Origin of the sequence: Stenotrophomonas sp. BIGb0135 (assembly GCF_024810105.1) — a bacterium.
Classification (GTDB): Bacteria; Pseudomonadota; Gammaproteobacteria; order Xanthomonadales; family Xanthomonadaceae; genus Stenotrophomonas; species Stenotrophomonas maltophilia_AB.
In genome coordinates this window covers 45728-59752 of record NZ_JANUDX010000014.1, presented here as the reverse complement: position 1 = coordinate 59752, position 14025 = coordinate 45728, and the positions used below count along the sequence as shown (strand labels likewise).

The 14025-nt window shown below is 70.9% G+C and carries 13 protein-coding genes; 5 read left to right on the top strand and 8 right to left on the bottom strand.

What is annotated here, in order from left to right; translation table 11 throughout:
* Positions 1–11 precede the first annotated feature (11 nt).
* Both M2421_RS20110 and M2421_RS20105 read right to left on the bottom strand, forming a co-directional pair.
* A complete protein-coding gene (locus tag M2421_RS20110) occupies positions 12–653 on the bottom strand; it encodes a response regulator transcription factor (RefSeq protein WP_259210114.1) in 642 nt (213 codons plus the stop codon).
* On the bottom strand, positions 650–1753 hold the full coding sequence (locus M2421_RS20105) for a histidine kinase (RefSeq protein ID WP_259210113.1): 1104 nt from the start codon (positions 1751–1753) through the stop codon (positions 650–652). Before M2421_RS20105 ends, M2421_RS20110 begins: the two co-directional genes overlap by 4 nt.
* 147 nt (positions 1754–1900) lie before the next feature.
* On the opposite strand from M2421_RS20105, the gene M2421_RS20100 reads away from it, so the two are divergent.
* The 3 genes from M2421_RS20100 (at position 1901) to M2421_RS20090 (ending at position 7242) form a co-directional block, all read left to right on the top strand.
* Entirely contained in the window at positions 1901–2323 is a 423-nt protein-coding gene (locus M2421_RS20100; RefSeq protein WP_259210112.1) for a DUF2141 domain-containing protein, read from the top strand.
* Between the two features lie 37 nt (positions 2324–2360).
* Positions 2361–3884 (top strand): carotenoid oxygenase family protein, encoded by a 1524-nt coding sequence (locus tag M2421_RS20095; RefSeq protein WP_259210111.1) that lies wholly within the window; start codon positions 2361–2363, stop codon positions 3882–3884.
* A gap of 547 nt (positions 3885–4431) precedes the next feature.
* Positions 4432–7242, top strand: a complete 2811-nt coding sequence (locus tag M2421_RS20090; RefSeq protein WP_259210108.1) for a PAS domain-containing protein — start codon at positions 4432–4434, stop codon at positions 7240–7242.
* Positions 7243–7275: 33 nt separating this feature from the next.
* On the opposite strand, the gene M2421_RS20085 is transcribed toward M2421_RS20090, so the two are convergent.
* Genes M2421_RS20085 through M2421_RS20065 form a run of 5 tightly spaced genes read right to left on the bottom strand, consistent with a single transcriptional unit; the run spans position 7276 to position 11431 of the window.
* Positions 7276–7977 (bottom strand): glycosyltransferase, encoded by a 702-nt coding sequence (locus tag M2421_RS20085; RefSeq protein WP_259210106.1) that lies wholly within the window; start codon positions 7975–7977, stop codon positions 7276–7278.
* Entirely contained in the window at positions 7974–8561 is a 588-nt protein-coding gene (locus tag M2421_RS20080) for a class I SAM-dependent methyltransferase (RefSeq protein ID WP_259210105.1), read from the bottom strand. Before M2421_RS20080 ends, M2421_RS20085 begins: the two co-directional genes overlap by 4 nt.
* Positions 8558–9316 carry a PIG-L family deacetylase gene (locus tag M2421_RS20075; protein WP_259210103.1) on the bottom strand — a complete coding sequence of 253 codons (759 nt, stop codon included), beginning with the start codon at positions 9314–9316 and terminating at the stop codon, positions 8558–8560. The genes M2421_RS20080 and M2421_RS20075 overlap by 4 nt, the downstream gene beginning before the upstream one ends.
* Positions 9304–10266, bottom strand: a complete 963-nt coding sequence (locus M2421_RS20070) for an acyl-CoA dehydrogenase family protein (protein WP_259210100.1) — start codon at positions 10264–10266, stop codon at positions 9304–9306. Before M2421_RS20070 ends, M2421_RS20075 begins: the two co-directional genes overlap by 13 nt.
* A gap of 1 nt (position 10267) precedes the next feature.
* Positions 10268–11431, bottom strand: a complete 1164-nt coding sequence (locus M2421_RS20065) for a zinc-dependent alcohol dehydrogenase (protein ID WP_259210099.1) — start codon at positions 11429–11431, stop codon at positions 10268–10270.
* A 153-nt stretch (positions 11432–11584) separates the two neighbouring features.
* Here M2421_RS20065 and M2421_RS20060 point away from each other — a divergent pair, with 153 nt between their 5' ends.
* Complete coding sequence (locus M2421_RS20060; RefSeq protein ID WP_259210098.1) at positions 11585–11749, top strand: hypothetical protein; 165 nt, start codon at positions 11585–11587, stop codon at positions 11747–11749.
* A 21-nt stretch (positions 11750–11770) separates the two neighbouring features.
* Here the strand turns inward: M2421_RS20060 and M2421_RS20055 are convergent, their stop codons facing one another.
* Positions 11771–12640 (bottom strand): NmrA/HSCARG family protein, encoded by an 870-nt coding sequence (locus tag M2421_RS20055; protein WP_259210097.1) that lies wholly within the window; start codon positions 12638–12640, stop codon positions 11771–11773.
* A gap of 98 nt (positions 12641–12738) precedes the next feature.
* Here M2421_RS20055 and M2421_RS20050 point away from each other — a divergent pair, with 98 nt between their 5' ends.
* A complete protein-coding gene (locus M2421_RS20050) occupies positions 12739–13641 on the top strand; it encodes a LysR family transcriptional regulator (RefSeq protein WP_259210096.1) in 903 nt (300 codons plus the stop codon).
* The last annotated feature ends 384 nt before the right edge of the window (positions 13642–14025 follow it).

The window sequence follows — 14025 nt, the reverse complement described above, 5'->3', positions numbered from 1 at the left end:
GCTGCCGTCCCTCAGATGACCCGCAGCGTGATCGCCTTCAACACCGCGCGGGTGCGGTCGCGCGTGCCGAGCTTGTCCAGGATGGTGGACACGTAGTTTTTCACCGTGCCCTCGGCCAGGAACAGGCTGCGCGCGATCTCCTTGTTGGAATAGCCGCCGGCCAGCAGCCGCAGGATCGCCACTTCCTTCTCGCCGAAGGTATCGCTGGGCGGTGCCTCGTCGTGGAAGCGATAGCGCGCACGCACCGGGTCGGTACTGACCGGCTGCAGCAGGGTGTCGCCGCGTGCAACCCGCACGATCGCCTCGTGCAGGTCTTCCGGTGCGGCATCCTTGAGCATGAAGCCCTGCGCGCCGCCCTCGCTGGCGCGCAGCAGCAGGTCGCTTTCGTCGAAGGTGGTCAGCAGCAGCCACGGCGTGCGGTCGCCACGCGCGCGCACCTGCTGCAACGCCTGGATGCCGTCCAGGCCGGGCATGCGGATGTCGCTGAGCACCACGTCCACCGGCTGGGCCAGCAGCCCATCCAGCAGCGTCTGGCCGTCATCGGCCTCCAGCACCACCTGCACGCCCAGGCCCTGGAGCAGCGCGCGCAGGCCCGCGCGGACCAGCGCCTGGTCGTCGGCCAGGGCCACGCGCAACGCCGCGACCGCGCTCATGCCGGCAACCGCGCGGTGAGGTGCATGCCACCGGCGTCGGTCCGGGCCAGTTCCAGCGTGCCGTGCAGCTCGGCGAGCCGCTCGCGCATGCCGGTGATGCCGTTGCCTTCGCGGATGCGCTCGGCGCGCTGGCCGTCGTCGCGGATGTCGATGCGCACGCCGTCGTCCTCGTTGTCGATGTCCAGCCATACCGTAGCGGCATCGCCATGCCGGGCGGCATTGGTCAACGCTTCCTGCGCCAGCCGCAGCACCGCGTCGGCGACCATGGGGTGGGTGATGCGCACGCGCGCGTCGATGCGCACGCGCAGGCCCGGGCGTGGGAACGGCGCCGCCAGCGCCTGCAGCGCAGTGGCCAGGTCCAGGCCGCGCTCATCGCGCATGGACTGCACCACGCGGCGGATATCGCCGAGCAGCTCGCCGGACAGGCGTTCGGCCTGCACCAACGGCTCGCGGCCGGCGAGCGCGGGGTCGGCCGCCAGCGCGCGCAGGTTCAGGCGCATCGCGGTGAGCGTGTGCCCGGCCACGTCGTGCAGCTCGCGCGCCAGCCGCAAGCGCTCGGCGTCGCGGGCACCATCGGCCAGCAGGGTGCGCGTGGCGAGCAGGTCCGCGTTGACCCGCGCCAGCGCGTCGCGGGCCTGCTCGGCGCTGCGCGCGTAATGCGCGGTGAGCGCGGCGAACGCCTGGAAGCCGGCGTAGATCGCCACGATCAGCAAGGGCTGGGTGAAGCCGCTGTGGCGCAGCACCAGGTACAGGACCACGTTGAGCACCACCGTGGTGGCCAGCACCACGCGCGGCGACCAGTGCTCGGCCAGGTGCGCCACCAGCACCACCAGCAGCACCGGCACGGTGCCCACGCGCGGTTCCAGCCAGGCCAGCCACAACGCCAGCAGTGCCTGCACCACATCGCTGGCCAGGCGCAGCGGGGTGCGCGGTGGCAGGTGGTCGTAGGCCAGGAACAGGGCGATGAACACCCCGAGCACGGCCCAGCGCAGCGCACCGTCGGCGTCGGAGGGCAGGCCCAGCGACAGCCCTACCCCCATGATGGTGAGCAGGCCGGCGAGGCTGAGCGGGCTGATGAGGGTGCGCAGGAAAGCAGGCATGTCCGCATGCTGCCCGTGCAGTGCCCCATGCGGCAATGGCCCGCGTGCAGAAAGTGACTTCCGGCACTGCGGATCGATGACCACTGGGCATGGGGCCGCGCCGCACGGCTGGGCAGACTGGCCCCACACCCAACCCGAGCCACCGCCATGATCCGCAACGCCCTGTTCTGCCTCCCGTTCGCCGGCCTGCTGCTGGCCGCCTCCGCCTCGGCCGGCGACCTGCAGGTGGACCTGCACGGCATCCGCGTCCATACCGGCACCGTGCGCCTGGCGGTGGTGGATGGCACGGCCGGCTGGGACGGCAAGGCCGCGCCGGTCCAGGCGCAGCGCCTGGCGCCCAGCACCGATGACGCGCACGTGGTGTTCAAGAACCTGCCGGCCGGCGACTACGCCGTGCTGGTCACCCACGACGAGAACGACAACGGCACGCTGGACACCAATATCGTCGGTATCCCGGTCGAGGGCTACGGCTTCAGCAACAACCCGCAGGTGCAGCGCAAGCCCACCTTCGACGAAGCCCGCGTGCACGTGCCGGCCGACGGCGCAGCGATCAGCATCGCGCTGCGCTGATTGCCCGCCGTCCTCCCCGCCAACCTTGAGACCCCGCATGGACCGCCGACGTTTCCTCCGCTCGCTGCTCTCGGCCACCACCACCGCCCTGCTCGGCGCCACCGCGCTGCGCAGCCTGCCCGCCTTCGCCGGCGATGCCGCCAGCTTCGCCGCCGCCCGCCAGCAACATCCGTGGCTGACCGGCTGGCGCAGCGTCGACAGTGAAACCCTGGGGCCGGCCACGGTGCCCCTGCAGGGCCGCCTGCCGCAGGGCCTGGCCGGCACGCTGTACCGCAACGGCCCGGCCTGGACCGAGCGCAACGGCTTCCGCTACGACCACTGGTTCGATGGCGACGGCATGGTGCACGGGTGGCACTTCAACGGCGATGGCACGCTCACCCACCGCGCGCGCATGGTGGCCACGCCCAAGTTCACCCGCGAGCAGAAGGCCGGGCGCTTCCTGTACCCGGCCGCCGGCACGGTGGTGCCGGACATGCAGCCGGTGCGCAACAACGACGACGCCAACGCCGCCAACACGTCGGTGATCAACATCAACGGCCGCCTGTTCGCGCTGTGCGAAGCCGGCTCGGCCTTCGAACTGGACCCGGATGAACTGACCACGCTCGGCCCGACCGCCTGGCGCCCGGACCTGGCCAGCGTGCCGTTCTCGGCGCACCCGCTGGTGGACCGCGACGGCACGGTGTGGAACTTCGGCTCGCTATCGCTGCTGGGCGGCACCGGCCTGCTGGTCTGGAAGATCGGCAAGGACGGCCAGCTGCGCTCGGCCAGCGTGCTGGACACGCCGTTCATGGGCTACCTGCATGCCTTCGCCATGACCGACGCGCACCTGGTCTTCATGCTGATGCCGTTCGACTACAGGCAGGGCGGCGGCGCGTTCTTCGAGCGCCTGGCCTTTGCCCCGGACCGCCCCTGCCGCATCGCCGTCGTGCCCAAGGCCGCCCCGGACAGCGCGCAGTGGTTCGAGGCCGCGTTCACCGCCGCCTACCATTTCGGCGATGCCTACCAGCGCAACGGCCGCATCGTGATGCGCACTGTCCGCCACGACGACATCAACGAGGCGCGCTCGCCCATGCAGGCGGCCATGGCCGGCGATGCCGCGCACGCGGCCAACTCCAACGCATCGCTGCGCGAGCTGCACCTGGACCTGCGCACCGGCAAGGCGCACTGGGAAGACACCGGCATCACCGGCATCGAGTTCCCGCTGTTCGACACCCGCAGCACCGGCAGCCGCGGCGCCCGCCTGTACGCACCGGCCATGCACGGCGACACGAGCGCGCCCTACTTCAATGCGGTGGCCAGCTACGACGTGGACCGCGGCCGCCGCGAGGTCTACCGCTACGGCCGCGACATCCTGGCCGAGGAGCACGTGTTCGTACCGCGCCCCGGCAGCCGCAACGCCGACGACGGCTGGCTGGTCGGCACCCTGCTGGACGCGGCCAGCCAACGCAGCGGCATCGCCGTGCTCGACGCCCGGCGCGTCGACGAGGGCCCGCTGGCGCAGGCATGGCTGCCGTACGCGGTGCCGCTCGGCTTCCACGGCACGTTCGCCGCGCGCGGCTGACGGCAGCGGCGCACCGCTCAGCCGGCCGCGCCGCCGCTGAAGGTGTCCTTCGACCGCAGCTCATATGGCGCTCGGGCCGCGCCCCGGGCGCACCTGCGTTGTGCTCGCCCACCACGAGGAAGAGCACAGGAAGCGTGTCGGCACACTGCAGTTGGCCAGCGCGCTGGCCTGGGCCGGCACGGCCCGGGACCCGCCGGAGGACACCCCCGCCGCCACCGCAGCGCGGGCGCGCGCGGCGACGGACTTCTTCACGGACCCGCACCCCGGCGGCATGGTCCTGTGGCCCAGGTGAAACGCGCGAGCGGATGTGCCCGAGCCAGCAGGCACCGCGACCCGCCCACGGCTTGCAGGAGCCGGAACCGGGGCGTCACCGCGTCGGTGCACGGGAGGGAAGCCGCACGCCGACCGGTCCCGCTGCGCCGGCCGGGGCCGTGCCGTGGTTCCCCATGCGCGGGCGGCGGCGCTACTCTAGGTCGCCTCCTCGCCTCGCCTCGCTGCATCTTCCGGGTGAACGCCTGGACTCCTCCCCTTTCACCGCGAGTACCCCGTGAGCGCTTCGCATTCTTCCGATCCACCAGGCGAGCGTGACACCGAGCGGGTCAACATGGCGCTGGCCGCCGGCGCCATCATCGGCACCTGGTTCTGGGACGTGGCCCAGGACAGCCTCACCGTCGACGATGCGCTGGCCCGCGTGCATGGCCTGGACCCGGCGCTGGCCCGCACCGAGCTGCGCCTGGAACAGGTGGTGGCCGCGGTGCATCCCGAGGACCGGCCCGGCCTGGCCGAGGCGATCGCCGAGGCCGTCCGTCGCGGCGGCCGCTACGCACACCAGTACCGTACCCGCAGCGCGGATGGACAGTACCGCTGGATCGAAGCCATCGGCCGGGTGGACCTGGATGCCGAGGGCAAGGCCATCGGTTTCCCCGGCGTACTCATCGACATCGACGAACGACGCCGGGTGGAAGCCGAGCGCGACCAGGCGCAGACCCTGCTGCGTTCCTTCGTGGAGGCTACGCCCGGCGTGGTCTACGCCAAGGACCGGCAAGGCCGGATCCTGATCGGCAACCGCGGCACCACCGAGCTGATCGGCAGGCCGCCGGAAGCGTACGTGGGCCGCACCGATGCCGAACTGCTCGGCGACCCGGTGCAGGCCGCCACGGTGATGGCGACCGACGAGCGGGTGATGGCCAGCGGGCAGAGCGAGCAGCTGGAGGAAGAGGTCAGCTTTCCCGATGGCCGGCGCGCGCACTGGCTGTCCACCAAGTCGCCCCTGCGCGATGCCGACGGCAATGTGGTCGGGCTGATAGGCACCTCGCTGGACATCACCGCGCGCAAGGTGGCCGAAGCGCGCCACCTGGAAGTGGAGGAGCGCTACCGGCTGGCCGCCCGCGCCACCAACGATGCGATCTGGGACTGGCGCATCAGCGATGGCCAGGTGGTCTGGAACGAGGCGCTGGCCACCCTGTTCGGGCATGCGCACAGCGAGACCGACGCACAGTGGTGGCTGGACCACATCCACCCCGACGACCGTGCGCGGGTGGACGCCGGCATCCATGCCGTCATCGACGGCGACGGCGACGCGTGGTCGGCCGAATACCGGTTCCGCCGGGCCGATGGCAGCTACGCCGCCGTGCTCGACCGCGGTGCGATGCTGCGGGGCGCCGCCGGTGAGCCGGTGCGGATGATCGGCGCCATGCTCGACCTGTCCGGGCGCAAGGCCGCCGAGGCCGCCCTGGCCGACAGTGAAGAGCGCCTGCGCCTGGCCACCGAGGCCGGCGACATGGGCTTCTGGGACGTGGACCTGGTGCACGATGTGTTGATCTGGCCGGCACGGACCAAGGCGATGTTCGGCATCTCGCCGGACGTGGCCGTCTCCATGCGCGACTTCTACGGCGGCATCCACCCGGACGACCTGGCCATGACCAGCGCCGCGTTTGCCGCCGCGGCCGACCCCGCGCAGCGCGCGCGCTACGACGTGGAGTACCGCACCATCGGCAAGGAAGATGGCGTGGTGCGCTGGGTCGCCGCCAAGGGCCAGGGCCTGTTCGACGGCGATCGCTGCGTGCGCGTGGTGGGCGTGGCCATCGACATCAGCGCACGCAAGGCCGCCGATGCGCGCCTGCACGAATTGAACGAGCGCCTGGAAAGCCGCGTGGCCGAGGAAGTGGCCGAGCGCACCCGGGTGGAAGATGCGCTCCGGCAGAGCCAGAAAATGGAAGCGGTGGGCCAGCTGACCGGCGGCATCGCGCATGACTTCAACAACATGCTGGCCACGGTGATCGGCCCGCTGGACCTGCTGGCCCTGCGCCTGGGCGACAGCGACCCGCGCGCCACGCGCTACATCGACATGGCCATCGACGGCGCCAGCCGCGCCGCCCAGCTCACCCAGCGCCTGCTCGCGTTCTCACGCCAGCAGCCGCTGCAGCCGGTGCAGCTGGACGTGAACCAGCTGGTGGCCGGCATGTCGGACCTGCTGGTGCACTCGCTGGGCAGCCGCATCCATCTGGACACGGTGCTGGCCGACGACCTGTCGCCGGCGTTCGCCGATGCCAACCAGCTGGAGAACGTCATCCTCAACCTGGCCGTCAACGCGCGCGACGCCATGCCGGAGGGCGGTCATCTGCGGGTGGCCACCGCCAACTGCTGCATCGATGCGCCCGGCGACGACGCGCATCCCGACGTACCGCCCGGCCGCTACATCATGATCAGCGTGGCCGACAGCGGCCACGGCATGCCGCCGGAGGTGATCGCCAAGGCCTTCGATCCCTTCTTCACCACCAAGGGCGTCGGCCAGGGCACCGGGCTGGGGCTCTCGCAGGTGTACGGGTTCGTGAAGCAGTCCAGCGGCCACCTCAAGATCGCCTCGCAGGTGGGCCAGGGCACCATGGTAAAGGTGTACCTGCCGCGCCCGGTCGCGGCGATGGAGGCCGGCGACGCAGGCGATGCGGGCGGCGCGCAGGGGTCGGAGGGCACGGCAGCGCCAGGCGGCGACCGCGAGTTGATCCTGGTGGTGGACGACGAACCGGCCGTGCGGCAGTTCTCCATCGACGCCCTGAGCGAGATGGGCTACCCCGTGCTGGCCGCCGATGGCGCTGCCACGGCGTTGGCACTGCTGGATGCGCATCCGGCCATCGCGCTGCTGTTCACCGACGTGGTGATGCCGCAGGTCAACGGGCGCGAGCTGGCCGACGAAGCGCTGCGGCGGCGGCCGGACCTGCGGGTGTTGTTCGCCACCGGGTACAGCCGCAATGCGCTGGAGCGCGACGGCGTGCTCGACCCCAGCGTGCAGGTGATCGGCAAGCCGTTCACCCTGGACGAACTGGCCACGCGGGTACGCACGGTGCTGGCCAACGCCTGAGGCGGCTGCCGCACCGGCGTTGCCGCCGCCTCGTCAGCGCAGCAACGCCGGCGTCGGCAGCAAGGCCGTGCCTGCGTCCAGCACCTCGCGTTCCAGCGCGCGCAGGAACCCACTGAAGCCCTGCGGCGCCTTCGCCGCACGACGGGCGCTGGTGGCCACCGCCGGTCGCGCATGCCAGGCGATGCTGGCGCGGCTGCGCTGCAGCGCCTGCACCAGCGCCACGTCCTCGCCGGTGGCCAACGCCGCGAAGCCTCCTGCCGCCAGGTAGGCCGCGGCACTGACGCCCAGGTTGGCGCCATGCACGTGGCCGTGGCCGTCGCGGGCCACTTCCCGGCAGGCGAAGGCCTCGCGCACGGCCTGCGGGTAATCCAGCCAATCCACCACGTCCACCACCCCGCAGAAAGCGTCGGCACCGCAGCGCGTCTGCTTCCACACCCACTCCGGCGGCACCAGCGTGTCCGCATCGGTGCTGGCGATCCAGCGCGCGCCCAGCGCCAGCGCGTGGTTGGCCGCCGCTGCCCGCGCCGCGCCCACGCAGCGCGCGTCCACGGTGAGGGTGGCCGCCCCGAAGGAGGCGGCCACGGCCTCCGTGCCGTCGCTGCAGTCATCCAGGGCGACCACCGCCAGGACCGGCTCACCCTGCAGACGCGGATGCGCGCCGGCCACGTTGATCGCCGCCAGGCAGCGACCGATGTCCGCCACCTCGTTGTGGGCCGGGACGATCACCGCGATCATCGCAGGCCCTCCTGCTGCGCCACGCTGACCGGCTGCGTGCTCCAGCCCTGCAGGAGCAGGTCTTCATCCTGGTAGGTGAACGCCTCCCGCAGCGTGGCCGACAGGGCGCGGTGCACCTGCGGCGTGGTTGTGCGCGCTTCGTCGAACGGATGCCGCCAGTGGCAGGCCAGCAACAGCCCGTCATCGGCAAGGCTGGCATGCAGTTGCCGCGCCATCAGCGCCAACGCCGTCGTGTCCAGGTAGTAGCCCACTTCGCTCACCACGATCAGGTCGAACCTGCCCGGCGGCCAGTCACCCGGGTGGTCGGCGCGTTGCAGCGTCACCCCCGGCCACGCCTGCGTGGAGATCGCGGCCTCGGCCAGCGCCTCGGCGCTGATGTCGGTGCCCAGCAAGGCATCGCAGCGTGCGGCGAGCGCGGCGGTGAGCACGCCGTTGGAACACCCCAGCTCCCATGCGCTGGCATAGCGCAGCCGGGGCAGGCACGCCAGGGTGAGCGCGCGCTTGCGCGCCTCGTACCAGCGGCTGCGGTAATGAAAGGGGTCCGGCTGCTGGTACAGCTTCTGGAAGTAGTCGGCGGTACTCATCCGATCAGCACCTCGAACGCGCGCCGGAAACGCGCGGTCACGTGCGCCGGCAGGATCGGCTCGCAGTCCAGGCCCTCCACTGCGCCGGTCTGGGTGGCAAATGCCTGCATCGCGTCGTGCTTGCGCGCCTGCGCCGCGCGGCTCATCGGAATGCGCATCGCGCCCGGCCAAGGGCCGGTGGCAGCGCGTGGATCCAGCCAGTGCCAGGCCCACACCGGGTACTGCAGGCTGCGAATGCCACGCCCGCGGGCCGCCGCCTGCGCCGCACGCCCGGCCGCGTCATGGTCGGGGTGCGCGTCACCCACCCACGGCGCTACCAGCAGGTCCCCGGGCAGTGCCTGCGCGGCCAGTTGCGCGGCCAGCTCGGCCTCGTGGGTGGCCACGCTGCCGTCGGGCAGGCCAAGCGGGGTCACATGGGTGGCGTCCAGGCCCAACAAGCGCATCGCCGTGGCCAGCTCATGCCGGCGTGCATCGCGCAGGCGCGCCGCCGGCCACAACGGCGCATCCGGGTAACAGGCTTCCCCGTCGGTCACCGACACCACGTGCACCGCGATGTCCTGGGCCAGCGCAGCCTGCATCACGCCGGCGCACGCAAGCACTTCGTCATCCGGGTGCGGCGAGACCACCACCAGGCGGCGCACATCCCGCAGCACGCTGGCCGCGTCGTGGACCGGCAGCGCCTCCAACCAGGTGCAGGCGGCCCAGTCGGCCTCCAGGCTGCCCTGTCCTTCAATGCGTGGTCCTACAGCGTCCACGGCCCCTCCTGCGTCTGGACCGCACGGCCCAGTTCGGCCCAGTCACGGTCGGCATGGCTCTGCCGGATGAACACGGTGAGGTCGCTCCAACGGCGGGCATGTGCGGCGTCCAGGCACATCGGCGCCGGGCCAAGCGCGCGGCCCACGGCATCGAGTACCTGCGTGCAGCTGCGCTCGACCACGCTGCGCACGCGGATCACATCGGACTGGTGCGGCTGCGACGGCATCGCATCGATCCACGCCGCCAGTTCGCGGATGAGCGCGGCAGTAGCCTGCAATGCCATGTCCACCTGTCCCAGCAAGGCGGCGGTCTGGCCGTCCCCGGCCACCCGCGGCGAGCGTTGCAGGGGCGCGGCCAGGGCCGCCGCCGCACCGTACCAGCACGCGGCGATGCCGGCCCCGCCATGCCAGAAGCCGGGGCGCGCGAGGTAGCCACCGGGTTTGCCGACGGCGATGGCAGGCACGTCGGTGAACTGCACGCTGCCGCTGGGAATGCGGCTCATCCCGGTGGCATGCCAGGTCTGCGGCTGCAGCAGGATGCCCGGTGCGTCGACGCGGATGCGCAGCAGCTGTGCACCGTCGTCACTGCGCGCGGTCACCAGCGCCTCATCCACCAGCCCGGCGCCGGAGCACCACGGCTTGGTGCCGTTGACCGTGCCGGTGGCCGGGTCGAAGTGCAGCGTTGCCTGCGGTCCTTCCGCCGCCCACACCGCCGCCAGCGCATCGGGCGGCAACGGCGCGGCGTGCAGATCGGCAAGGATCGCCTGCGCGTCGTAGTGCGCCTCCACTACCTTGGCCACGCACAGGTCATGCCCGGCGATGCCGGCAAGCGCACGCCAGCGCTCCAGCGTGTGCCCGCGCCCCGGCAGCGGCAGCGAGGGCTGCCGGGCCAGCACCTCGCGCGCATCGGCCTCCAGCGCGGGCGCGGCATGGTCGGAAAGCCGGTCCATGTCAGGGCGTGAGGATCACCTTGCGGCAATCCTCCTCCTTGCGATCGAAGATCTCATAGCCGCGCACGGCGTCTTCCAGCGACAGGCGATGGGTGATGATCACGCCCGGGTCCAGCGCGCCTTCGCCGATGTAATCCAGCAACTCGGGCATCAGGCCCTGCACGTGGGTCTGGCCCATCTTGAAGGTGAGGCCCTTGTCGAACGCATCGCCGAGCAGGAAGCCGTGCAGGTAACCGGCATACACGCCGGGAATGCTCACCGTGCCGCAGCGCCGGGTCGCGGCGATGCACTGGCGGATCGCCACCCCGCTGCTGCCTTCCACCTTCAGCGTGGTCAGCGCCGACTCCAGCGCGCTGCCCTCGGCTTCAAAGCCTACCGCCTCGATCGAGGCATCCACGCCGCGCCCGTTGGTCTGGGTGATGATGTACTGCGCCGGGTCTTCGATCTTGCTGAAGTCCACCGGGGTGACGCCATAGGTCTGTGCCGCGAACGCCAGCCGGTACGCGAGATGGTCGACCATGAAAATGGTCTCGGCGCCCAGCAGGCGGCAGCACGCCGCCGCCATCAATCCGACCGGTCCGGCGCCGAAGATCGCCACCGTGGCCCCGGGCTTGATGCCGGCATTGATCGCGGCCTGGTAGCCGGTGGGCAGAATGTCGGACAGGAACAGCACCTGCTCGTCCGGCAGCGCATCGGGGACGCGCAACGGCCCCACGTTGGCCTTGGGCACGCGCACGTACTCGGCCTGTCCGCCGGACACGCCGCCATACAGATGGCTGTAGCCGAACAGCGCCGCCGGCGGGCGGATGCCCTTCTGGTTCAGCGCCGCGCCCTTGCCGGTGTTGGTGGTCTCGCATGCCGCGTGTTCAGCCAACTTGCAGTGGAAGCACTCGCCGCAGGCAATCACGAACGGCACCACCACGCGATCACCGGGGCGCAGGTCGGTCACGCCGCTGCCCACCTCCTCCACCACGCCCATGAATTCATGGCCGAGCACATCGCCGGTATGCAGATCGGGAATCTTGCCGCGGTACAGATGCAGGTCCGAGCCGCAGATGGCGGTCGCGGTCACGCGCAGGATCAGGTCGTCCGGCGCGGCCAGCGTGGGGTCCGGAACGGTGTCCACCCGTACGTCCTTGCTGCCGTGGTAAGTCAGTGCGCGCATCGGTAGGTCCTTGCATAACGTAGGACCTACACATACCGGTGAGGGCGTCCCCCTGCGGTGACCGCCATGTGCTGGGAATGTGCAGCCAGCCCAGACACGGTGCTCACCGAGAGGCGCGCAACGTGGCCTGGACGCCTCTCGATGGACACTGCCATGACCAACCTTCCCCTCAATCCCGGCGCCGACGTCGACGACCAGGACAAGGCCCACACGCCCGACAAACTTCGCAATGACGAGGCGAGGTGGAAGGACAAGGACATGCCCGAGGCCGAACATACCGCCACGCCCGAGGACTACGAGCGTCCGCCGAAGGGCTGAGGCGCGCGGGCGACGCGCCGGTCAGGCCGTTGCCGCCACCGCCGTGGCGAAGTCACGGTAGCTGCGCAACGGGCGGCCCAGCCGCCGGGTCAGCCGCGCCACGTCGCCCGCCTCGGGCAGCATGCCGTCACTCAGGAAGCGCTCGGCCATCTGCCGCATGTCGTAGGCCATCCAGGCCGGCATGAACCGGCGCAGGTTCTGCTCGAACGGCGCCGTGTCATCGCCACCGTACGCGATCGGGCGCCCCAGCACCCCCGACCAGATGCCAGCGATATCCACCCCGGTGAGCGTATCCGGGCCGACCAGGTTGATGCGGGTCAGCGCGCTGTCGTGCAGCGCCTGGTCGCGTGACAGCAGCTCAAGCGCCGCGATCTCGCCGATGTCAGCTGCGTCGATCATCGCCAACCCCTTGCTGCCCACCGGCATCGGATACACCCCGTAGCCCAGCACGACGTCCTTGATGGTCAGGTCGTTGTCCATGAAGTAGGCCGGGCGCAGGACCGTGGCACTGAAGCCCATCTGCTCGAGCATGCGTTCCACCCCGAACTTGCCGGCGAAATGCGGCACGTTCACGTAGCGGTCGGCGTGGATCACCGACAGGTACACCACCCGCTGCACGCCGGCGTCGCGCGCCACGTTAAGCGTGATGAGCGCCTGGGTGAACTCATCGGCCACCACCGCATTGAGCAGGAACAGCGTCGACACGCCCTTGAACGCCTCGCGCAGCGCATCGACGTCAAGCAGGTCGCCCTGCACCCGCTCCACTGCGTCGGGCAGCTGCGCCGTGTCCGGATGACGGACCAGGGCGCGCACCGTCGCGCCCCGCGCGATGAGGTGATGGATCACGTGACGGCCGACGGTGCCGGTGGCGCCGGTAACGAGAATGGTCATGGTGTTGCTCCTGCAGGGTTGGGAGGCCTCATGGTTGTTGATCCACCTTCGGGCCGATAGCCCGTATATTTGGACCACCCGTCTCACTGGTGGAACACATGGACCTGCTCGCCCTGGCTGACTTCACCCTCGTGGCCCGGCATGGCGGTATCGGGCGTGCGGCACGGGCCGCCGATCGGCCCAAGGCCACCCTGTCCCGGCGCGTCGCCGAGCTGGAGCGCGATCTGGGCGTGCGTCTGTTCGAGCGCGGCACCCACGTCCTCAAGCTGACCCAGGAAGGGCGGGCGCTGTTCGAACGGACCGAGGGCCTGCTGGCCGAACTCGGCGACGCCGCCACCGCGATCGCTTCCGGCGGGCTGTCGCCCACGGGCAAGCTGCGGGTCAGCGCTCCCCTGTTGTTCTCGCAGATGGCGCTGGGGAAACTCGCCGCCGAATTCACCCTGCGTCATCCCGCCATCCGCCTCGACATCACCACCGAAGACCGCCCGGTGGACATGGTGGAGGAAGGCTACGACCTGGTGATCCGGGTCAACCCGGACCCGGACGACACCCTGATCGGCCGGGTGTTGATCCGCGATCGGCTGGTCGCGGTGGCCAGCCCGCGGCTGCGCCGCCCTTCGCCGGGCGAGGTCGTGCCGGTGGTCGCGCGCGCCTCCGCCAGCGAGTCCGCCTGGCAACTGACAAACGACGCCGGCGATTGGCAAGTGCAGATTGACCCGATCCTGCGGCTGGGCTCGTTGATCATGATCCGCGATGCGGTGCGCACGGGCGTTGGCGCGGCACTGCTGCCGCTTTCGCTGGTCGCCAACGACCTGGAGGCCGGCGTGCTGGCGCGATGGGGCGACGCGAAGACGCCGCCGATCGAGATCTGGGCGCTGTATCCATCGCGTCGCCTGTTGAGCGCACGCGTCACCGCATTCCTCGACGTCCTCAAGGCGGCATTTCCGCTGGGTCACCCGGAAGAGCTGGCGCGCTACATGCTGGCCGACGTCCCCTCCTGAGGGCATCGTCCATCTGTCGTGCAGGGGCTGGAACGCGGGCAACACCGCCGGCAGCGCGCCATCGGTTTGCTTGACGTCGCTGCGCACGCGTCGGCAAACCTCGCCTGCTCGTGCGCACCGATCACTGACACACCCGAGATGCGCGGGGCGCGGTTGCAGGTCCGCTGTCGGTGATGCGATCAAGCAGACGCTGCAATGGCAACGGCGTCTCCCGGTCCGCGGCCAGGAGCGCGTTCGCATCGCAGGGCGCTGGCTGGTCGAGCGCGCATAGCGGCGACGACGTGGTATCCAAGAACACCATCGGTTGCATCGCGTGGCCCCGAAGCGTCCGTTCCGGCCGGTCTGGTCCATGCCCAAGGCAGGTCCGCACGAGCCCGGCCTGGA